The 20,231-nt window shown below is 75.1% G+C and carries 22 protein-coding genes and 1 riboswitch; of the genes, 11 read left to right on the forward strand and 11 right to left on the reverse strand.

Features of this window, described 5'->3' with window-relative positions; all coding sequences use genetic code 11:
* The first annotated feature begins 176 nt into the window (after positions 1–176).
* The 3 genes from AB0J00_RS08195 to AB0J00_RS08205 all read left to right on the forward strand — a co-directional run bounded on the left by AB0J00_RS08195 (position 177) and on the right by AB0J00_RS08205 (position 2,116).
* Entirely contained in the window at positions 177–686 is a 510-nt protein-coding gene (locus tag AB0J00_RS08195; RefSeq protein WP_357742817.1) for a DUF222 domain-containing protein, read from the forward strand.
* The gene (locus tag AB0J00_RS08200; protein ID WP_357742820.1) at positions 614–1,636 is read left to right on the forward strand and encodes an HNH endonuclease signature motif containing protein; all 1,023 of its coding nucleotides are present in this window, start codon (positions 614–616) and stop codon (positions 1,634–1,636) included. Before AB0J00_RS08195 ends, AB0J00_RS08200 begins: the two co-directional genes overlap by 73 nt.
* A 186-nt stretch (positions 1,637–1,822) precedes the next feature.
* Positions 1,823–2,116, forward strand: coding sequence for a hypothetical protein (locus tag AB0J00_RS08205; RefSeq protein WP_357742823.1), 294 nt, complete (start codon positions 1,823–1,825; stop codon positions 2,114–2,116).
* A gap of 24 nt (positions 2,117–2,140) precedes the next feature.
* Here the strand turns inward: AB0J00_RS08205 and AB0J00_RS08210 are convergent, their stop codons facing one another.
* The 4 genes from AB0J00_RS08210 to AB0J00_RS08225 all read right to left on the reverse strand — a co-directional run bounded on the left by AB0J00_RS08210 (position 2,141) and on the right by AB0J00_RS08225 (position 5,963).
* Positions 2,141–2,641 carry a hypothetical protein gene (locus AB0J00_RS08210; protein ID WP_357742825.1) on the reverse strand — a complete coding sequence of 167 codons (501 nt, stop codon included), beginning with the start codon at positions 2,639–2,641 and terminating at the stop codon, positions 2,141–2,143.
* A 215-nt stretch (positions 2,642–2,856) separates the two neighbouring features.
* The gene (locus AB0J00_RS08215; protein ID WP_357742828.1) at positions 2,857–4,593 is read right to left on the reverse strand and encodes a pyruvate dehydrogenase; all 1,737 of its coding nucleotides are present in this window, start codon (positions 4,591–4,593) and stop codon (positions 2,857–2,859) included.
* A 30-nt stretch (positions 4,594–4,623) separates the two neighbouring features.
* Positions 4,624–5,535: a Dyp-type peroxidase gene (locus AB0J00_RS08220; protein WP_357742831.1), complete on the reverse strand. Its 912-nt coding sequence runs from the start codon at positions 5,533–5,535 to the stop codon at positions 4,624–4,626.
* A gap of 35 nt (positions 5,536–5,570) precedes the next feature.
* Positions 5,571–5,963 (reverse strand): cupin domain-containing protein, encoded by a 393-nt coding sequence (locus AB0J00_RS08225; protein ID WP_357742833.1) that lies wholly within the window; start codon positions 5,961–5,963, stop codon positions 5,571–5,573.
* Between the two features lie 183 nt (positions 5,964–6,146).
* Between AB0J00_RS08225 and AB0J00_RS08230 the strand changes: the two genes are divergently transcribed.
* The 7 genes from AB0J00_RS08230 (at position 6,147) to AB0J00_RS08260 (ending at position 12,711) form a co-directional block, all read left to right on the forward strand.
* Positions 6,147–6,560, forward strand: a complete 414-nt coding sequence (locus AB0J00_RS08230) for a DUF5709 domain-containing protein (RefSeq protein WP_357742836.1) — start codon at positions 6,147–6,149, stop codon at positions 6,558–6,560.
* 79 nt (positions 6,561–6,639) lie between these two features.
* On the forward strand, positions 6,640–7,191 hold the full coding sequence (locus AB0J00_RS08235) for a universal stress protein (protein WP_357742839.1): 552 nt from the start codon (positions 6,640–6,642) through the stop codon (positions 7,189–7,191).
* A gap of 33 nt (positions 7,192–7,224) precedes the next feature.
* A complete protein-coding gene (locus tag AB0J00_RS08240; protein ID WP_357742842.1) occupies positions 7,225–7,881 on the forward strand; it encodes a 50S ribosomal protein L11 methyltransferase in 657 nt (218 codons plus the stop codon).
* A 161-nt stretch (positions 7,882–8,042) separates the two neighbouring features.
* Positions 8,043–8,198: riboswitch (cyclic di-AMP (ydaO/yuaA leader) on the forward strand.
* A 297-nt stretch (positions 8,199–8,495) separates the two neighbouring features.
* Positions 8,496–9,371 carry a transglycosylase SLT domain-containing protein gene (locus AB0J00_RS08245; protein ID WP_357742845.1) on the forward strand — a complete coding sequence of 292 codons (876 nt, stop codon included), beginning with the start codon at positions 8,496–8,498 and terminating at the stop codon, positions 9,369–9,371.
* A 145-nt stretch (positions 9,372–9,516) separates the two neighbouring features.
* Positions 9,517–10,116, forward strand: coding sequence for a YceI family protein (locus AB0J00_RS08250; RefSeq protein WP_357742848.1), 600 nt, complete (start codon positions 9,517–9,519; stop codon positions 10,114–10,116).
* A gap of 131 nt (positions 10,117–10,247) precedes the next feature.
* Positions 10,248–11,489 carry a pre-mycofactocin synthase MftD gene (mftD, locus tag AB0J00_RS08255; RefSeq protein WP_357742851.1) on the forward strand — a complete coding sequence of 414 codons (1,242 nt, stop codon included), beginning with the start codon at positions 10,248–10,250 and terminating at the stop codon, positions 11,487–11,489.
* 70 nt (positions 11,490–11,559) lie between these two features.
* Positions 11,560–12,711 carry a serine hydrolase domain-containing protein gene (locus AB0J00_RS08260; RefSeq protein WP_357742854.1) on the forward strand — a complete coding sequence of 384 codons (1,152 nt, stop codon included), beginning with the start codon at positions 11,560–11,562 and terminating at the stop codon, positions 12,709–12,711.
* Positions 12,712–12,714: 3 nt separating this feature from the next.
* Here the strand turns inward: AB0J00_RS08260 and AB0J00_RS08265 are convergent, their stop codons facing one another.
* Together AB0J00_RS08265 and AB0J00_RS08270 are read right to left on the reverse strand one after the other, a co-directional pair.
* On the reverse strand, positions 12,715–13,635 hold the full coding sequence (locus tag AB0J00_RS08265) for a maleylpyruvate isomerase family mycothiol-dependent enzyme (RefSeq protein WP_357742857.1): 921 nt from the start codon (positions 13,633–13,635) through the stop codon (positions 12,715–12,717).
* On the reverse strand, positions 13,628–14,488 hold the full coding sequence (locus AB0J00_RS08270; RefSeq protein WP_357742859.1) for an alpha/beta hydrolase: 861 nt from the start codon (positions 14,486–14,488) through the stop codon (positions 13,628–13,630). Before AB0J00_RS08270 ends, AB0J00_RS08265 begins: the two co-directional genes overlap by 8 nt.
* Positions 14,489–14,596: 108 nt before the next feature.
* On the opposite strand from AB0J00_RS08270, the gene AB0J00_RS08275 reads away from it, so the two are divergent.
* Positions 14,597–15,067 (forward strand): VOC family protein, encoded by a 471-nt coding sequence (locus AB0J00_RS08275; RefSeq protein WP_357742861.1) that lies wholly within the window; start codon positions 14,597–14,599, stop codon positions 15,065–15,067.
* Between the two features lie 3 nt (positions 15,068–15,070).
* Here AB0J00_RS08275 and AB0J00_RS08280 read toward each other — a convergent pair whose 3' ends face one another.
* The 5 genes from AB0J00_RS08280 to AB0J00_RS08300 all read right to left on the reverse strand — a co-directional run bounded on the left by AB0J00_RS08280 (position 15,071) and on the right by AB0J00_RS08300 (position 20,009).
* The gene (locus AB0J00_RS08280; protein WP_357742864.1) at positions 15,071–15,706 is read right to left on the reverse strand and encodes an FMN reductase; all 636 of its coding nucleotides are present in this window, start codon (positions 15,704–15,706) and stop codon (positions 15,071–15,073) included.
* Positions 15,703–16,857, reverse strand: a complete 1,155-nt coding sequence (locus tag AB0J00_RS08285; RefSeq protein ID WP_357742867.1) for an LLM class flavin-dependent oxidoreductase — start codon at positions 16,855–16,857, stop codon at positions 15,703–15,705. Before AB0J00_RS08285 ends, AB0J00_RS08280 begins: the two co-directional genes overlap by 4 nt.
* 104 nt (positions 16,858–16,961) lie before the next feature.
* Positions 16,962–17,570, reverse strand: coding sequence for a gamma carbonic anhydrase family protein (locus tag AB0J00_RS08290; protein WP_357742870.1), 609 nt, complete (start codon positions 17,568–17,570; stop codon positions 16,962–16,964).
* A gap of 119 nt (positions 17,571–17,689) precedes the next feature.
* The gene (locus AB0J00_RS08295; protein WP_357742873.1) at positions 17,690–18,823 is read right to left on the reverse strand and encodes an acyl-CoA dehydrogenase family protein; all 1,134 of its coding nucleotides are present in this window, start codon (positions 18,821–18,823) and stop codon (positions 17,690–17,692) included.
* Positions 18,824–18,830: 7 nt separating this feature from the next.
* Positions 18,831–20,009, reverse strand: coding sequence for an acyl-CoA dehydrogenase family protein (locus AB0J00_RS08300; protein ID WP_357742876.1), 1,179 nt, complete (start codon positions 20,007–20,009; stop codon positions 18,831–18,833).
* Between the last annotated feature and the right edge of the window lie 222 nt (positions 20,010–20,231).

The following is a 20,231-nucleotide window of genomic DNA, read 5'->3' on the forward strand; positions in this document are numbered from 1 at the left end:
ACCGACAGGTCTCGCGCGCCGGGCCGGACCCGCGCTGACCGGCCCGCTGCCGGTCTGCCCTCGGCGGTCGCCCGTCGCCGGTCTCAGCCGTTCGACCAGCCGAAAGTGTCAGACCCTGTCCGTAGGTTGCGGTCATGAGGCGAGCGGCGGGGTCGAGCACTCTGGAGGGTGTGCTCGTGGACTGGGTGGTCGATCACCCGGTCGAGCCGTCGCGGTTGCCGGTGTCGTGGCTGTCGGATGCGGACGTGGCCACCGAGTTGCAGCGGTTGCAGGCCCGCCGCGCCCGGGACACCGCCTACGAGGCCGAACTCGTCCTCCAGTTGGCCGGGCTGCGGCCCGCCTCAGCGGATCCGCCACCGGACCATCCCGGTGCCCGCCGGCCCGGGTGGCTGCCGGAGGTGGCGGAGGGGATCAGCGAGTTCGCCACCGCGGAGTTGTCGATGGTCCTCAACGTGGGCCGCGGCACCGCGGCGCACCGGCTCGCGCATGCGCTCACGTGGCGGGACAGGCTGCCCGCGACCTACGCCCTGCTCCAGCGCGGGGAGCTCGATGAGCGGCGGGCGATCGTGCTGGCGAAGGTGCTCGAGCACGCCACCCGGACGTTGCGGGGCGGGTGGAGGCCGCGCTGCTGCCGCAGGCCGGTGACCTGTCGGCCACCGGGCTGGAGAAGCGCGCCGCCGAGCTGATGGCCGAACTGGACCCGGTCGCGGCCGAGGAGCGGCGGGCCAAGGCCGCCCTGGCCGCGGACGTGCGGGTCCACCCCTCACCGGTGGAGGGCCGGGCGACGCTGGCAGTGGACCTGCCCGCGGATGAGGCGGTGATCGAGTACGCGTTCATCAACGACCTCGCCCAGGCCGCGAAACGCGACGGGGACCCCCGGCCGATCGGGGTGATCCGCACCGAGGTCTACACGGCGTGGTTCCGGCGGCTGCGCGCCGAGGGCACGCCGGAGGTGTGCCCGCACATCACCGTCACCGCCGACCTCTCCTCCCTGGCAGACCGGGGTGACCGGCCCGGGGAGATCAACGGGCTGCTGATCACCGCCGGCCACCTGCGGGAGCTGCTGGCCCGCGTGGGTGCGCTGGTGCTGACCGCACCGGAGGGCGGGTCGCTGAGCTTCGCGATCACCGGCCCGGACGGGGAACTGCTGGCCACGGTGACCGCCGCCGAGCTGGAGCGGCTGGTCCGCCGCGGCTGCCCCGACCACCCAAACACTGAGTGCGGGTGCGCGGTGCTCGGGCCGCCGCCGGAGACCGAGGCCTACCAGCCGACGGCGAAGCAGCGGGCGTTCGTCACCACCCGCGATCGGCGCTGCCGGTTCCTCACCTGCGGTCAACGCGTGGGCTGGGCGGACCTGGACCACGTGATCGCCCACTCCTGCGGCGGACGCACCGACTGCACCAACCTCTGCTGCCTGTGCCGCAGCCACCACCGGCTCAAGACCTTCGCCCCCGGCTGGCGGTTCACCATGACCGATGACGGGACGCTGACGGTCACCACCCCCAGCGGGGTCACCCGCACCACCCGGCCACCGGGCATGCGGGTCCGGGCACCCGACCCACCACCGCCGCCCGAGCCGGAGTTCGGACCGCCACCGGTAGTCCCCGACCCGAACGACGACCCACCGCCCTTCTGACCCGCTGCCTCCGGACACACTGCCGACCGCCGGTCCGGGCGCGAGCCTGCCTCGCACCCGGACCGTGGGGCGGTTGCTGCCATGGTTCCGTGGGACTCGTGTGACAGATGTGGCCGGCGTGCCGTTCGCCGAGGGTGTGCCGCCGGTCGAGTGCTGGGGGCGGCCCGCGCTGCCGATGAGCAGGGTGTGAACCGGCAGCAGATCGCGCAGGGCTCGCCGCGGAGCCCGCAGTGGTTCGACCCCACGCACCAGGCCGACATCCTCGCGGCCTTCGACAGCCACCTGGCGGCGGGCATGCCCGACCGCGGGCCGTTCGGGCCCCGCCCGGAGCGGGTCCGCGAGCTCGGTCAGCTGGCCGCCGCCAGCACCATGCCCGCCCGCGCCGCCCTGCTCCGCTGGGGCGCCCTCCCGGGCACGGTCAGGAGCCACCTCCTGACCAGCTGGTACGGCCACCCCGTCCAGCGCCGCTCCGCCGCCTGACCGGCGCACCACCCAGCAGCGGGGCTACTGCGCCCTGCGGTCGGCCTGACCCCGCAGGGCGGCGGTCACCCACGCGGTGACGATCGCGGACCGCAGGCCGAGCAGCCAGACCGGCAGCGCGGCCAGTGCCACCACCACCCGCGGCCAGCCGGTCGTCCGGACGGCACCGGCCGTCAACAGGACCGCCAGAACCCACACCGCAGCCGTCGCCTGCTGCATGCCCCGCGCGGCGTGGTCCCCGCCGGGGGCCCACGTCTGCCGGACCCCGCGCACGGCCGTCCGCAGTCCCAGCCAGGACAGCCGTGCGGTCCGGGTCCCGGGGGCACGCGAGCGAGTGGCCAGCACGGCCGACAGTGCGGCCAGCCCGGGCGGCGGCTGCTCCCCGACGGCCCGGTACCCCTCCACCAGTCGCCGCTCCACGGTCACCGGGTCGGATCGGTCGGCGAGGTCGGTCCCGGCGACCACCGCGCGCAGGAGGTCACGGCGCGCGGCGACCCGCTCCGACGACCGCCGGAAGGCCTCCACGCCCGGGCAGGTGCACCGGCTCCGCAGCTCGTCCGCCGGCACCTCCCGCCGACCGGCCGACGGGCAGCCGTGGCCGCCGTGCCAGGGATCAGCACAGACGACAGCTACCGTCCGGGGCCGGAGCCGCCAGGCGCCCCGGCCCCGCAGGCCGGCCCAGTGCGGGCACCGGTCGTGCTCACCGGCCTCGCAGAGCGCGGAGACCGTGGGCCGCGCGCTCAGGGCCGGGGGATGTTGCGCAGGTTCGCCCGGGCCAGGTCGATCATCGCGCCGACCCCACCGCCGAGCACCATCTTCGTGGCGGTGGTGGCGAACCCGCGGATCTGCTCCCCGGTGATCGCCGGCGGGATCGACAGGGCGTTGGGGTCCGTGACGAACTCCATCAGCACCGGCCCCGGTGCGCTGAGGCCCTTCTCCAGCGTGCTGCGCACCTGCGCCGGGTCCTCGACCCGGTAGGACGGGATCCCCACGCCCTCGGCGATCGCGGCGAAGTCGGTCGGCTCGTGGTCGGTCTCGTAGTCCGGGATGCCGTCGACCATCATCTCCAGTTTCACCATGCCGAGCGAGTGGTTGTTGAACACGACCACCTTCACCGGCAGCTTGTGCAGCCGCACCGTGATCAGCTCGCCGAGCAGCATCGCGAGCCCGCCGTCGCCGCTCATCGACACCACCTGCCGGTCCCGGTCGGCGAACTGCGCGCCCACCGCGTGCGGCAGCGCGTTCGCCATCGACCCGTGCCGGAACGAGCCGATCACCCGCCGCCGCCCGTTGGGGCTCAGGTACCGGGCCGCCCACACGTTGCACATCCCCGTGTCGACGGTGAACACCGCGTCGTCGGCGGCGAGCTCGTCGAGCTGGGCCGCGACGAACTCCGGGTGGATCGGCCGCATCTTCTCCACCCGTGACGCGTAGGCGCCGACTACCTTCTCCAGCGCCTCGGCGTGCTGCTGCAGCATCGAGTCGAGGAACCGCCGGTCGGTCTTCTGCGCCACCAGCGGCAGCAGCGCCCGGATCGTCTCGCCGACGTCCCCGTGCACCGCCACCTCCAGCGGTGTCCGGCGGCCCAGGTGCCCCGCGTCGGCGTCCACCTGCGCGGTCCGCTGCTGCGGCAGGAAGTTCGTGTACGGGAAGTCGGTGCCCAGCAGCACCAGCAGGTCCGCCTCGTGCGTGGCCTTGTGCGCCGCGCCGTAGCCCAGCAGCCCGTTCATCCCGACGTCGTACGGGTTGTCGTACTGGATGACCTCCTTGCCCCCGAGCGCGTGCCCGACCGGCGACAGCACCTTCCCGGCCAGCTCCATCACCTCGTCGTGCGCCCCCGCGCAGCCCGCGCCGCAGAACAGCGTCACGGTGCGCGCGGCGTTGATCGCGTCGGCCAGCTCCTGCACCTGTGCCGGCGCCGGCCGCACCGGCGACGGCTCGGTCACCAGCGCCGTCCCCACCGTCGGCCCGCCGGACTCCTCGGCCGCCAGGTCACCGGGCAGCACCACCACCGACACGCCCCGCTTGCCCACCGCGGTCTGGATCGCCACCCGCAGGTTGTGCGGCATCTGCTTCGGCGTGACCACCTCGCACCAGTACGAGCAGTCCTGGAACGTCCGCTCCGGGTGGGTCTCCTGGAAGAAGCCCATCCCGATCTCCTGCGACTGGATGTGCGAGGCGATCGCCAGCACCGGCGCACCGCTGCGGTGCGCGTCGTAGAGCCCCTGCAGCAGGTGGGTGTTGCCCGGTCCGCACGACCCGGCGCACACGGCCAGCCGGCCGGTCACCTGGGCCTCGGCGGCCGCCGCGAACGCGCCGCCCTCCTCGTTGCTGACGTGCACCCACTCGATGCCCTCGGTGTGCCGGACGGCGTCCACGACCGGGTTCAGGCTGTCGCCGACGACTCCGTAGATCCGTTGCACCCCGGCGTCCCGGAGCATCGTGACCAGCTGCGTGGCGACCGTCGGGTTCGGCATGACGCCTTCCTACCCGAGGGCCGCGACGGTTCAGTCCTCGTCCGGCGGCGCGTAGCGGGCCAGCGCCTCGACCGCCGGGCAGGTGTAGTAGGCCCCGCTCATCGGCGTCAGGTACCCGGTCAGCCCGTCGCGGATCCCGTCGGTCGCGCCCGCCATCCGGCGCAGCATCTCGTGCATCCGCCAGCGGTCGCGGGCGAAGCCGACGAACGCCGTCCCGTGGTCGGTGACCCCGCCGTAGGCGACGTTGCGGCGGAAGATCTGCCGCTCCTCGCCGTCCACCTCGATCGTGGTGCGCGCGACGTGCGCGCTGGGCAGCTTGACGTCGTCGGGCAGCTCGACGCTGTCGGGCTTGGTGCGGCCCATCATCATCTCCTGGCCGTGCTGGCCGAGGCTCTCCCAGGCGGCGGTGTCGTGCTGCCACACCTGGAACAGCACGATGCTGGCGCCGGCCCCCGGCTCCCCGTCGGGCACGGACGCCGACTCGTGCGCGGTCAGCAGCGACGGGTTCTCGGTGCCGTCGATGAACCCGGTGAGGTCGCGGTCGTGGCGGTACAGCCAGCCGGTGACCTCACGGCCGACCCGGGCCACCCCGGCCAGCGAGGCGAGCACCTCGCGGGCGTTGTCGAACACGGCGGTGCGGTCGCCGCCGGCGATCCACACCCAGGCGTCGTGCTGGGTGGCCGGCATCCGGTAGCGCCCGGCGCCCACGATCGGCTCGTCGAAGCCGGCCGCGTCGGCGGGGGAGTCGGCCGGGGCCACCTGCGCCCAGAGCTCGGGCCGGAAGCCGACGACGACGTTGACCCCGCCGGTCGAGGACAGCGGCCCGGTGAGGCTCGCGACGGCGCGCACGAGGTCCTCACCGGACCGCTCCGGCTCGAGGTCGAGCTCCAGGTAGCAGTGCTCCGGGGTGCCGAGGGCGAAGATGCCGGGCTGCGTGATCACCGGGTCATCCTCGCCGACGGCCTCCCCGGGGCCGGTCAGCCCTCGGTCGGCGGCTCGTCCTTGCCGGCCTCCTCGAGGGCGTCGGCCTCCTCCTTGGTCTTGTGCACCGCCTTGTCGGCGTGCTCCGGCGGGCCGTAGACGGTGTACAGCACCAACGGGTTGACCCCGTCGTTGACGAAGTTGTGCTTCTTGCCGGCGGGCACGACGACGAGGTCGCCCTGGGCCACCTTCTTCTCCTGCCCGCCGACCTTCGCCTTCGCGGTGCCGCTGACGAAGGTCAGGATCTGGTCGACCTCGTGCACCTCCTCGCCGATCTCCCCGCCCGGCGGGATGGTCATGATCACGAGCTGGGTGTGCTCGCCGGTCCACAGCACGCGGCGGAAGTCGGCGCTCTGCTCGGCGACGGTGGCGATCGTGAAGTGCTCCATCGGTCCCTTCTCCGTTCCCTCGGCGGCCGTGCCCCGTCGACGGTCGTCGCCGGCGGTGCCGCCGTTCGTGATCAGTGAAGTGCAGTCCGGCGGACGGCGCAGCGCGGGCGGCCTTCCCGGCTCCCCGGCCGCGGGAGCACACTCCTACCAAGATCAGCTGCCCGACACGCGAGGAGACGACCCGTGGACCACAGCACCGACGGCTACGACCCCGAGGCCCTGACCGAGGTGTCCGACACCCTCGAGGGCGACCCCGACGACGACGCCGCCGGGTACTCGCCGGCCGACCGGCCCTGGGTCTCGAACGACTGGGGCACGACCGACCGGGAGGAGGAGGCGGGGGAGCCGCTCGACGGCCGGCTCGCCCGGGAGCTGCCCGAGGGCGCCCTCGACGAGGGCGACGGCCTCGGCGACGCCTCCGACACCGACGGCGAGCTGCTGGACGACGAGGTCGGCGGCGACCGGGCCGGGCGGCTGGCCGAGGCCGGCGACGACGGCGTGGTCGACCGCGAGGACGAGCTGTACGCCGAGGACGACGGCATCGACGGCGGTGCCGCCTCCGCCGAGGAGGCCGCGGTGCACGTCGTCCGCGACTGAGGCGGGAACGCTCCCGGCGCCCGGCGCGTCCCCCGGGCAGGAGCCAGTGCGACCGACCCCACCGACCGAGGAGCCCCGCATGACCGAGTTCGACCTCCCTGACGACGACGAGCGCGACGAGCTCGCCGGCGACCCCGACCCGTCCGCCGCCGGCGTCCGCACCGAGCTGCGGGTCGACGGCGGCGTGGTGGTCGGGCACGACGGCTCCGCCTGCGCCCGCGAGGCGCTGCGGTGGGCCGCCGGTCTGGCCGCCCGCGGCGGGTGGGCGCTGCACGTCGTCCGCGCCTGGCGGATGACCACCGCCCCCCGCCCGGCGAGCTGGGCGCCGGGCTACGTGCCGCCGCTGCCGGACTACGAGGAGGCCGTGCGGCAGGAGCTCGCCGCGCACGTCACCGAGGCGCTGGGCGCCGACCCCGGCTGCGAGGTGCACACCTGGGCGGTGCACGCGCCGCCCACCCGCGCCCTGCTGTCCGCCTCGGTGGGTGCCGACCTGCTCGTCGTCGGCGCCCGGGGCCGCGGCGGGTTCGCCGGGCTGGTGCTCGGCTCGGTCAGCGACCAGCTGGTGCACCACGCCGACTGCCCGGTCACGGTCATCCGCCCCGGCCACGGCCGGCCGGTCGCGGCCCGCTGACCCCGGCGGGAGCGGGCGCGGGAGACTGACCCCGTGCCCGCTCCCCGCGTCGTCCCGCCGGACTTCATCCGCGCCCACACCCGGCTCGACCGCTCCCCGGTCGTGCCCGAGGTGCAGCTGCACGTGGCCGACGACGTCGTCGCGCTGTGGGAGGCGATGGAGACCGAGGCGGGGGGCGCCGGTGAGGCGCCGCCGTTCTGGGCCGCGCCGTGGCCCGGCGGGGTCGCGCTGGCCCGCCACGTGCTCGACCACCCCGACCTGGTGGCCGGCCGGCCGGTGCTGGACCTCGGCGCCGGCAGCGGCCTGGTCGCCGTCGCCGCCCGGCTGGCCGGCTCCGGTCCGGTGGTCGCCAGCGACGTCGACCCGTACTCGCACACCGCCGTCCCGCTCAACGCCGAGGTGAACGGGGTCACCGGCATCACCGTGGCCGGGGACGTGCTGGACGACGAGCCGCCGGCGGGCACGGTCGTCCTCGCCGGGGACGTCTGCTACGACCGGGACATGACCGCCCGGGTGCTGCCCTGGCTGTTCGCGGCCTGGACCCGCGGCTCGACCGTGCTGCTGGGTGACCCGGGCCGGGCGTACGCGCCGGAGGGCCTGGTGGAGGTCGCCGCCTACGACGTCCCGGACACCGAGGGTGGCGCGGGCGCCGGGCTGGTCCGCCGGACGGCGGTCCTCCGGCTGCCGTGACCGGCGCCACCGGACCGCCGCCCGGGTAGCACAGGAGTGACGGGTGGGACCACGTTCGGCACGTCACCACGAAATTGAAGGTTCAGCATTGTCACGCGCGGGTAACGGCGCATAGGTTGGGGGCATCCGGTCGGACGTTGGTCCCCCACCCGGGGGAGCCCGCCCGGATGCCGCCGAGTCGCTGCGTGCAGCGAGCCGGGGACCCACCGCAGCACTGGGGTGAATCGCCTCCGCGGGCCACGTGCCCGCCCGGAGGGGTAGGGCTTCTTCCCGCCCGAACCCGTCAGCTAACTCGGTAGGCGGCCACGGAAGGAACGGAGAGCCGCCGCATGGCGCGCCCACGCGCACGCATCGCAGCACCCCGCAGCACCCCGCAGGACACCGCTGTCCGCTCGACCGGGTCCGCCCTGTCGCCCGCCGCGTTCTCGCCCGGCCCGGAGCGACGCACCGCCTGACCCGGGCCACCGGCCGCGCACCCCGCCCGTCCTGACCAGGACGCCGAGCCGGGGCCGCTCCGCCGGTCGCCGCACCCCCACCGACACGCCCCGGTCGCTGGACGCTGCCCGCGAGGCACCGCCGTCCGCACCGGCCCCGCACCCCGGAGCAGACCACCCATGCCCAGCACCACCCTGACCGACCGCACCGCGGACGACGCGGCGCTCTCCGTCGACGAGCCCGCCACCGACGTCCTCCCCGTCGCCACCGGCAGCACCCGGTCCGGCCGCGGCCGGCACCGCCCCCCGGTCCGCCGCCCGGGCCTGTACCTGACCGCCGCGTCGGCGGGCGCGCTCGTCGTCGCGATCGTCGCCGGCGGCGAGCAGACCGCGACCGCCGGCACCGACAGCCCGCAGGTCAGCGTCGCCAGCCAGCTGTCCGCCGTCGGCTCCCCGCTGGAGGACGGCCGGCTGAGCGAGCGGCTCGGCCACGAGGTCGCCAACCGCAGCGAGCGCGAGGCCGCCCAGTCCGCCGCGGTGCAGGCCCAGGCCGCCGCCGACCAGGCCGCCCGCGACGCCCAGGCCCGCGCCGAGGAGGAGGCCCGCGCCAAGGCCGAGGCCGAGGCGAAGGCAGCCGCCGAGGCGAAGGCCGCCGCGGACGCGAAGGCCGCCGCGGACGCCGAGGCCGCCGCCCAGGCCAAGGCCGCCGCGGACGCGAAGGCCGCCGCCTCGGCGAAGGCCGCGCCGGCCGCCGCGCCCGCCGCCCGTGGCTCGTTCCAGGACTACGCGCTGGGCAAGCTCGGCGGTGACAAGACCCAGTTCTCCTGCCTCGAGAACCTCTGGGGCAAGGAGAGCGGCTGGAACCCCAACGCGCAGAACCCCAGCAGCACCGCCTACGGCATCCCGCAGTTCCTCAACTCGACCTGGGCCAGCACCGGCATCGCCAAGACCTCCGACGGCTACCGGCAGATCGACGCCGGGCTGATCTACATCGACAGCCGGTACGGCTCGCCGTGCGGCGCGTGGAGCCACTCGAAGTCCACCGGCTGGTACTGAGCGGACCCAGGCTGCGGCCCGGACGGCGGTTGCCGTCCGGGCCGCAGCCGTGCACGGAGCGGGGCCGGGGGACCACCCAGGTGACCGCAGCGGCCGCATCGGGCAGGATTGCCGGGTTGGACCTTTCGGAAGAGGAGCGTTGACCGTGGCCAAGCACCGGGCGCCGGAGGGCGCCGCCACCGACTTCGACGCTGCCACCAGCGCCCTGCCCGACGTGAGCGGTGACTACACCGTCGACGTCACGCACACCCGCATCGGCATCCGCGCCCGGCACGCCATGGTCACCACCGTCCGCGGCGCGTTCACCGACTTCGCCGGTGAGGCGCACCTGGACGCCGCCGTGCCGGGCAACAGCAGCGTGTCGCTGCGGATCAAGGCCGCCAGCATCGACACCGGGGTCGCCGACCGGGACGCGCACCTCCGCTCGCCGGACTTCTTCGACGTGGAGACCTACCCGGAGATCACCTTCCGGTCCACCTCCGTCGCGCAGGTCGACGACGAGGTCTACCGGGTCACCGGCGACCTCACGATCAAGGACGCCACCCAGCCGGTGGCGGTCGACTTCACGCTCACCGGCTCGGCCAGGGACCCGTTCGGCAACGTGCGGGTCGGGTTCGAGGGCGCGCTGGCGCTCAAGCGCAGCGACTGGGCGCTGACCTGGAACACCAAGCTGGACACCGGCGGTGTCCTGGTCAGCGACCGCATCCAGGTGGAGTTCGACGTCTCGGCGATCCGCACCGCCTGAGAACCGCACCGCCCGACCTGCGGTCTTCCGCCTCCCGGCAGGGAGGCTGGCCCGGTGACGCGCGTCACCCTACGGTGGCACTCAGTGCCACCGCGGGCAGGCGCGGAGGCGGTCGCAGCAGGAGGTCCCAGGTGGGCAACGCGTGGTTCGAGACGGTCGCCGAGGCGCAGCGCCGGGCGAAGCGACGGCTGCCGAAGGGCGTGTACGGCGCCCTGGTGGCCGGTTCCGAGCGCGGGGTGACCGTCGACGACAACACCGCCGCCTTCGCCGAGCTCGGCTTCGCCCCGCACACCGCGGGCCTGGCGAACGAGCGGCAGATGGCCACGACCGTCATGGGCCAGGAGGTGTCCCTCCCGGTGCTGATCAGCCCGACCGGCGTGCAGGCGGTGCACCCGGACGGCGAGGTCGCGGTCGCCCGCGCGGCCGCCGCCCGCGGGGTGGCGATGGGCCTGTCCTCGATGGCCAGCAAGCCGATGGAGGAGGTCATCGAGGCCAACCCGAAGACCTTCTTCCAGCTCTACTGGGTCGGCGACCGCGACGTGATGGCGGCCAAGGTCGAGCGGGCCCGGCGCGCCGGCGCCGCCGGCATCATCGCCACCCTCGACTGGTCGTTCTCCTACGGCCGCGACTGGGGCAGCCCGTTCATCCCGGAGAAGGTCAACTTCGAGGCGGTGCGCCGGTACGCCCCGCAGGTCGCGCTCAAGCCCGGCTGGCTGTGGGAGTTCGCGAAGACCAAGAAGCTGCCCGACCTCACCGTGCCGAACATGGTGCCGACCCCGGGCGACCCGGCGCCGACCTTCTTCGGCGCGTACGGGCAGTGGATGCAGTCGCCCATGCCGACCTGGGAGGACGTCGCCTGGCTGCGCCAGCAGTGGCCGGACGCGCCGTTCATGCTCAAGGGCGTCATGCGGGTCGACGACGCCCGCCGCGCGGTGGACGTCGGCTGCACCGCCATCTCGGTCTCCAACCACGGCGGCAACAACCTCGACGGCACCCCGGCCTCGATCCGCGCGCTGCCGGCGATCGCCGAGGCCGTCGGCGACCAGCTCGAGGTGCTGCTGGACGGCGGCATCCGGCGCGGCTCCGACGTGGCGAAGGCCCTCGCGCTCGGCGCCAGGGCGGTGATGATCGGCCGCGCCTACCTGTGGGGCCTGGCCGCCAACGGGCAGGCCGGCGTGGAGAACGTGCTGGACCTGATGCGCGACGGCCTGGGCTCGGCGCTGACCGGGCTGGGCCGGCCCTCGATCGACCAGCTCTCCCGTGACGACCTCGTCATCCCGCCGGGCTTCGAGCGGCGGCTGGGCACCGACGGCCCCCAGGCCCCGGTCGAGGCCGTGACCGTCGAGCGCAGCACCGCCTCGTCCCGGGGGTGACCCGGCCGCGCCGATGAGTCCGGGCGGTCGCGGGAGTCCTTCCCGCGACCGCCCGAGCGAGGAGTGCGCCGTGACCGCGTCCGTCCACCACCCGTCCCGCTTCGTCACCGTCTGGGCCGGCCTGCTGGCCGACGTCGCGGCCGGGCGGCTCCCCGGCTACGTCGCCGCCGTCCGACACCGCGGGAGGACGGAGGTGCACGCCGGGGGCTGCCGCGCGTTCGGCGACCCGGACCCGGTCCGCCCGGACTCGCTGTTCCGGCTGGCCTCGGTCTCCAAGCCCTACGCCGGGGTGCTCACCCTCGCGCTCGCCGAGGACGGCGTGCTGGACCTCGACGACCCCGTCGCGCGGTGGCTGCCCGAGCTCGCCGAGCCGCGGGTGCTCGCCGACCCGGCCGGTCCGCTCACGGACACGGTGCCCGCGGCGCGGCCGATCACCGTGCGCCACCTGCTCACCAGCACACCCGGCTTCGGCGGGCTGTGGGACGGCTCGCCGCTGGCCGGGGCGATCGAGGCCGCCGGGATCGGCCCGGGCGGCATGCCGCCGCAGCTGACGCCGGACGAGTACCTCACCCGGCTGGCCGCGCTGCCGCTGGCCGCCCAGCCCGGCGAGCGGTGGCTGTACCACCTGAGCGCCGACGTCCTCTCGGTGCTGCTCGCCCGGGCCGCCGGACGCCCGCTGGCCGAGCTGCTCGCCGAGCGGGTCACCGGGCCGCTGGGCCTGCGCTCCACCGGCTTCGCCGCGACCGACCCGGCCCGGCTGACCACCGCCTACCTGCCCACCGGCACCGGGTTCGAGCTGCTCGACCCGGCCGACGGGCGGGCGGCGCGCCCGCCGCTGTTCGAGGGGCTGGCCGCCGGGCTGGTGGCCAGCGCGCCCGACGTGCTCGCGTTCTGGTGCGCCCTCGCCGACGGCGGCGGCCCGCTGCTGGGCCCCGGGTCGGTCGCCGCGCTCACCACCGGCGCGCTGACCGGGCCGCAGCGGGCGGACGCGGCGTGGTTCCTCGGCCCCGGCCGGTCGTGGGGGCTGCAGGTCGGCGTGCAGGTCGAGCCCGGCGAACCGTGGGCGCGGCCCGGCCGGTGGGGCTGGGACGGCGGCACCGGCACGACCGCCTGGGCCGACCCCGACCAGGACCTGGTGGGGGTGCTGCTCACCAACCGGGGCTGGGGGCCCGGCGACGACTTCCTCGACCGGTTCTGGCAGGCGCTCGACCGCTGCCTGTGACGGTCAGCCCCGCAGCACCCTGCCGAGCAGGCCGCCGGCGCCGCCGAGGGTGCGGGCCGCCAGCGCCAGGATCGGCCCGCCGGGGATGCCGGGCGCGGCGGTGACGATCGGCGCGAGCTGCAGCAGCCCGCCGAGCTCGTGCACCCTCAGCCGGCGGCGGGCCAGCGCGGTCACCGGGTTCGTCCGGCCGGACGCGGCGTCCAGCAGCAGGTCGGCGGGCGCCTCGACGGCGGTGCCCCGCACCGGCCCGGCCGGCACGGGCCGCACCGTCCACCCGTCGCGGTCGGCGGCGAACGCCCAGCCGCCGTCCGGGGTGGCCAGGGTCGCGCCGGCGGTGAGGCCCTGCCCGGCGGCGAGCGCGCCGGTGACGTCGGCGAGCGCGGCGAGCCCGGCCTGCAGCACCGGTGCCGGGGGAGGGGCGGCGCCGGCGGACACCAGGTCCAGCCCGTGCACGGCCAGCTCGTACGCCTGGCCGAGGACGACGCTGAGCAGTGGCAGCCGGCCCACGGTCGACAGGGTCGGCGCGGTGTCCAGTTCGGCCGGCTCGTCGTGCAGGTAGGCGACGGTGGCCGCCCGGGCGCGGGTCAGCGCGGCCAGCACCTCGTCGCGGGAGGCGGTGCGGTGCGCGGCGGTGACCCGGGCGTTGGCGGCGTCCGGGTCGGCGGGGGTGCCGGTGCCGCCCGCGCGGGCGTTCGCGACGAGGTCGACCAGCGCGGTGCGGTCGGGCCAGCTGCCCAGGTGCACGCACACCTCCTGCGCCCGCCAGCCCGGCAGCCGGGTCGGGGCGGCCAGGTCGACGGCCGCGGCCTGGTCCAGGAACGCGTCCCAGGCGCCCAGCACCAGCTCGCCGATCCGGTCCCGGCCGGCGTCGGCCATGCCGTGGTGGCCGGCGGTGTGGTGTCCAGCGGTGCGGTCCTCACCCATGCGCGGGCCAGACGGCGAGCAGCGTGCGCAGCCCGGTGACCAGCGCCAGCGGCTGGTCGAGCATCGGGTGGTGGCCGGCGTCGGGCAGGTCGACCACCGGCAGACCGCCGGGCACCAGCCGGGCCATCTCCGCGGCCATCGCGGCGTCGACCAGCCCGTGCTCGCACCTGAACAGCGCGGCCGGGCAGCGCAGCTGCGGCAGCAGGTCGCGCAGCCGCGGGCGGTTGCCGAAGAACTCCGGGTCGAACTTCCACGTCCAGCCGCCCTCGACCGGGCGCAGCGACTCCCGGGCCACGTGCTCCCGCACGTAGGGGAGCAGCACGTCCTGCGGCGGCAGGGTGCGGAACCGGGCCATCGCCGCCTCCAGCGTCGGGTGCACCCGCGCGGGACGCCGCTCGCGCGGGGGCTGCTCCTCCGGCGGCCGGGCGGCGAGCGGGGAGTCGATCCAGGCCACCGCAGCGACGGCGTCCGGGTGGGTCGTCCCGGTGGAGACGGCCACCCAGCCGCCCATGCTGTGCCCGACGACCACCGGCCGGTCCAGCCCCTCGGCGGCGGCCACCGCGACCACCTCGTCGGCCCACGTCCGGACGTCGTACCCGGGCCGGCGGTCGCTGTCGCCGTGCCCGGAGAGGTCCAGCGCCACCACCCGGTGCGCCGTCAGCAGCGGCGCGACGTGGTCCCACCAGCCCGAGTGCGCGGCGCCGCCGTGCACCAGCACCAGACCGGGCAGCTCCGGGTCGCCCCACGCGCGGTAGTGGACGCGGGTGCCGGCCACGTCGACGTCCCGGTGCTCCGGGGCGGTGGCCAGGGCCCTGTCGAACCAGGCTGGGGCGAACCACGACGGTGTGGTCATGCGGCGTCCTCCTGCGGATCGGCTCGCCCCGGATCCTGCCCGGTCGCCGATGAGTCCCCGGCCGCGGGGGAGTCGCTGCTGCACCGATCCCGACCAGGAGGACCTGCCGTGCCCACCCAGACGCCCTGCCTGTGGTTCGACTCCCGCGCCGAGGAGGCCGCCGCCTTCTACACCTCGGTCTTCCCCCGCTCGGCGGTCACCGCCGTGCACCGCCAGGGCGACGGCGCCGTGCTGATGGTCGAGTGGACGCTGGACGGGCAGCCGTGGCAGGGGCTCAACGGCCGCCACGGGCCCGGCCAGCCGTTCACCCAGGCGGTCAGCTTCTCGATCTCCTGCGCCGACCAGGCGGAGGTCGACCACTACTGGACCGCGCTCTCCGACGGCGGGGAGGAGGGGCCGTGCGGCTGGCTCACCGACCGCTTCGGTGTCTCCTGGCAGGTCGTGCCGGTGCGCATGCTCGAGCTGCTCGGCGACCCCGACCCCGGCCGGGCCGAGCGGGCGATGCAGGCGATGATGCGCATGCGCCGGCTCGTCGTCGCCGAGCTGGAGGCGGCCGCCGACGGGGCGACCGCCTCCTGAGGCTCAGGTGTTCCTGAGCAGCTCCTCGAACGACACCTCGGGGTCGGCGAACGGGTCGGCCGGCTTCGCGGCGGCCGCCGGGCGGCCGACCAGCAGGTCGGCGAGCTCGCCGGCCGCCCGGGTGACCCGGCCGGCCAGCGCGGTCTCGCCCGCGCCGGCCCAGTCCTCGCTCGCGGCGAACACCCCGGTGGGCACCGGCACCGCGCGCAGGTAGGCGAACAGCGGCCGGAGCGCGAACTCCACGACCAGCGAGTGCCGCTGGGTGCCGGCGGTGGCGGCCAGCAGCACGGGCTTCCCGACCAGCGCGTCCTTGTCGACGACGTCGAAGAACGTCTTGAACAGGCCGCTGTAGGAGGCGCTGAACACCGGGGTCACCGCGATGACGGCGTCCGCGCCGACGACGGTGTCGATCGCCGCCTGCAGCGGCTCGTTGGCGAAGCCGGTGGTCAGGTCGTCGGCCAGGTCGCGGGCGTGCCCGCGCAGCTCGACCACCTCGACGGTGGCGTCGTCGCCGCGGGCCCGCAGCGCCTCGACCGTGGCCGCGGTCAACCGGTCGGCCAGCAGCCGGGTCGAGCTGGGGTTGCTCAGCCCGGCGCTGACGACGGCGATCGTGCGGGTGGTGCCGGTCCGCGTGGTCATGCCTGCGCCCCCGCCCGGTCCTGCTCGACGGTGCTGCCGGTGACGGCGTCGCCCTCGGCGTAGACGGTGGCGTCCTTCGCGCCGCGGGCGGCGACGAGGGAGGCGTGGGTCGGGGCGTCGGGCACGTGCGCGGGCTTGAGGGCGGCGAACTCGCGGCGGAGCACCGGCACGACCTCCTCGCCCAGGATGTCCAACTGCTCGAGGACGGTCTTCAGCGGCAGGCCGGCGTGGTCGATGAGGAACAGCTGCCGCTGGTAGTCACCGACGTAGTCGCGGAAGCCGAGGGTCCGCTCGATCACCTGCTGCGGGCTGCCGACGGTCAGCGGGGTCTCCCGGCTGAAGTCCTCCAGCGAGGGGCCGCCGCCGTAGACCGGGGCGGAGTCGAAGTACGGCCGGAACTCGTTGACGGCGTCCTGGCTGTTCCTGCGCATGAACACCTGCCCGCCCAGGCCCACGATGGCCTGGTCGGCGGAGCCGTGGCCGTAGTGCTCGAACCGGCGGCGGTAGAACTCCACCATCCGCTGGGTGTGCTCCTTGGGCCAGAAGATGTGGTTGTGGAAGAAGCCGTCGCCGTAGTAGGCGGCCTGCTCGGCGATCTGCGGGCTGCGGATCGAGCCGTGCCACACGAACGGCGGGACGCCGTCCAGCGGGCGCGGGGTGGAGGTGAAGCCCTGCAGCGGGGTGCGGAACTGGCCGGACCAGTCGACGACGTCCTCGGTCCACAGCCGGCGCAGCAGCTGGTAGTTCTCCACCGCCAGCGGGATGCCGTCGCGGATGTCCTTGCCGAACCACGGGTAGACCGGGCCGGTGTTGCCGCGGCCCATCATCAGGTCGACGCGGCCGTCGGCCAGGTGCTGCAGCATCGCGTAGTCCTCGGCGATCTTCACCGGGTCGTTGGTGGTGATCAGCGTCGTGGACGTCGACAGCTGCAGCGTGCTGGTCTGCGCGGCGACGTAGGCCAGCGTGGTGGTCGGCGACGACGACCAGAACGGCGGGTTGTGGTGCTCACCGAGGGCGAAGACGTCGAGACCGACCTCCTCCGCGTGCTTCGCGATGGTCAGGACCGCCTTGATCCGCTCGGCCTCGGTCGGCGTGCGGCCGGTCGTCGGGTCGGTCGTGATGTCGCTGACCGTGAAGATCCCGAACTGCATCTCGTCCTCCAGGGCTTCCGAGTCGCGTTGATTGAAAGCGCAACTACTGGCACCTGGAACCGTACCCGACCGGGGTCCATTCCCCGCCGTCCGACCCCGGTCGCTCACCCCTGCCGCGGGTCGACCTCGACGTCGTCGCGGTGCGCGGCCAGCCAGGCCGCCTGACCGGCCATCCGCTCCGTGGGCGAGGCGTCGCGGGAGACGCCGTAGACGGTCCCGGGGAAGTCCAGGCCCTCCTGGACCGCCCAGATCGCGTCGTGCTGGGCCGGCGGGTGCAGCTGCGCGGGGTCGCCCACGGCCACCCAGCCGATCGGCACCACGGCCCCCGCCGCCAGCCGGGTGTTGACCTGCACCACGCCGTGGACGCGGACCTCGACGGCGGACTCGAGCACCGCCCCCGGGAACAGGGCGCAGCCGGTCGCCAGGAACGAACCCGCGCCGACCTGCGCGCCGTTGACGTGCGCGTGCGGCCCGACCAGGACGTCGTCGCCGAGCACGACGCCGTGCCGCGCGCGGCCGCGGACCAGCGCGTTCTCCATCACGACCGTCCGCCGGCCGACGACCACCGTGCCGTCCTCGGCGGTGAGCACGGCGCCGAACAGCACGCGGGCGTCCGGACCGACCCGCACGTCCCCGCAGAGGACCGCGGTGGGGGCCACGTGGGCGGTCGGGTCGACCTGCGGACGTCGACCCCGGTGTTCGTACAGCGGCATGGGGCTCCTCCCCGGGACACGGTGGGTGTCCTGTGAGAGTGCACCGTCCGGCCGGTCTCCGGTCCGGTCCGCGGTGCGGCCCCCTCCGCCGTGCGACGGAGGGGACCGCACGGCCCCGCTCAGGCGAGCGGGTCGACCGTCTCGTGCGCGTCGACCGACGCCGCCAGCCGGGCCAGCGCCCAGTCGCCGTCGCCGAGCAGGTGGTCGATCGCGGTGAGCCGGCTGGTGTAGTGGCCCACCTTGTACTCGGCGGTGACGCCGATCCCGCCGTGCAGCTGGATCGCGTCCTTGCCGATGTGCCGGCCGGCCCGGCTGGTCTGCAGCCGCGCCCGGTCGGCGGCGGTGACGACGTCACCCCCGGCGTCGACCACCAGCGACGCCCACAGCGCCGTGCTGCGGGCCAGCTCCAGGGAGACGTACATGTCCGCCGCCCGGAAGGTGAGCGCCTGGAACTTGTTCAGCGTGACCCCGAACTGCTTGCGGGTCCTGAGGTACTCCGCGGTGGTGGTCAGCGCCGTCTCCATCGCGCCCACCGCCTCGTGCGCGTAGGCGATCCGCGCCTCGGCCAGGGCCCGCTCGACGACCGCGGTGTGGTCCGCGGCGTTCCCGAGCGGCTCGGCCGGGGTGCCGGCGAACTCCACCTTGGCCGCGCGCCCGCCGTCGTGGGTGCGGTAGCCGGTGCGGGTCAGGCCCTCGGCGTCGCCCCGGACGACGAACAGCCGGGTCGCGCCCCCGCTCACGGCGCTCACCACCAGGACGTCGGCGCGGGCCCCGTTCGGCACCGGCTCCTTGACGCCGGAGAGCCGCCACGTGCCGGCGTCCTCGGTCGCGGTGACCGCGCGGGCCGCCGGCGACCAGCGGGTGCCCGGCTCCGCGTGCGCGAAGGCCGGTACCAGGCTGCCCTCGGCGAGGCCGCCGACCACCTCCTCGCGCTGCTGCACGCTGCCGGCCGCCTGCACCAGCCCGCCGGCCAGCACGACCGCCTCGACGAACGGCTCGGGCGCGAGCACCCGGCCGATCTCCTCGGCGACGATCGCCACCTCGACCGGCCCGGCGCCCATGCCGCCGGACTCCTCGGGGAAGGGCAGCCCCAGCACGCCCATCTCGGCCAGCTGGGACCAGGTCTTCTCGTCGAAGCCCGGGTCGGCGGCCACCGTCGTCCGGCGGCGCTCGCTGTCGCCGTACGCCCGGGTCAGCAGCCCGCGCACCGCGTCGCGGAGGGCGGCCTGCTCGTCGTCGTAGCTGAAGTCCACGGTGAGATCACAACCCCAGGATCGAGCCGGCGATGATGGTGCGCTGCACCTCGTTGGAGCCTCCGTAGATGGAGACCTTGCGGTGGTTCAGGTAGTCGACCGCGCTCACCTGCGCCCACTCGGGCACGTCGGAACCGCCGTCGGCGAACGATGCCAGCGACAGCGGGCCGGCGATGTCGACCAGCAGCTCGGTGGCCGCCTGCTGCAGCTCCGAGCCGCGCAGCTTCAGCACCGAGGACGCCGGGTGCGGCCGGCCACCGGCGGAGTTGGCCACCACCCGCAGGGCGGTGAGCTCCAGCGCCAGCACCTCGTTCTCCAGCTCCGCGATCCGCGCCCGCAGGTACGGGTCGGCGGCCAGCGGGGTGCCGTCGGCGTCGGTGACGGCGGCGGCGTGCTCCTTGGCGTCGGCGATCAGCCGCTTGGTGGAGCCGATCCGGGCGATGCCCACCCGCTCGTTGCCGAGCAGGAACTTGGCGATGCTCCAGCCGGCGTTCTCCTCGCCGACCAGGTTCTCGGCGGGCACCCGGACGTCCTCGAAGAACACCTCGTTGACCTCGAACCCGCCGTCGAGCAGCTCGATGGGCCGCAGCGTGACGCCGGGGGAGTCCATCGGGAACAGCAGCATCGAGATGCCGCGCTGCTTCTTCTCCGCGGTGGGATCGGTGCGCACCAGGCAGAAGATCCAGTCGGCGTACTGGCCCAGCGTCGTCCAGGTCTTCTGGCCGTTGACCACCCAGTCGTCGCCGTCACGGACCGCGGTGGTGCGCAGCGACGCGAGGTCCGAGCCCGCGTCGGGCTCGCTGAAGCCCTGGCACCACCAGATGTCCAGCCTCGCCGTGGCGGGCAGGAAGCGCTCCTTCTGCTCCTGCGTGCCGAAGGCGGCCAGCACCGGGCCGATCATGCTGGCGTTGAACGCCAGCGGCTCGGGCACGTTGGCCAGCTGCAGCTCCTCGCGCCAGATGTGGCGCTGCAGCGGCGTCCAGTCGCGGCCGCCCCACTCGACCGGCCAGTGCGGCACGGCCAGGCCGGCGTCGTCGAGCACCCGCTGGGCCTCGACGAACTGCTCCTTGGTGAGCTCCCGACGGGCGGCGACCGTGTCCCGGATCGACTGCGGCACCTGGGTGGTGAAGAAGGTGCGCATCTCCTCGCGGAACGCCTGGTCCTCGGGGGAGAGGTGCAAGCGCATCGGACCTCGTTTCCTCGGACGGCTGCGGTGCCGTCCCGGCTGTGGGACACCGAACATCCCACACCGGCTACCGATCAGTAACCGGGGGTCCCCGGCCGCCGGTGACCCACCGTGCCCGCTCGTCCGGGCGGGCGACGACCGCCCCGCCCGATGGGGGGAGACAGGGTCGCCCCGGCTCCAGCGCGGCGTCAGGATCGCCGAAGCCGGGAGCGTGCGGGGTGA

The sequence above is a fragment of the Modestobacter sp. NPDC049651 genome (assembly GCF_040659695.1).
Lineage (GTDB): Bacteria > Actinomycetota > Actinomycetes > Mycobacteriales > Geodermatophilaceae > Modestobacter.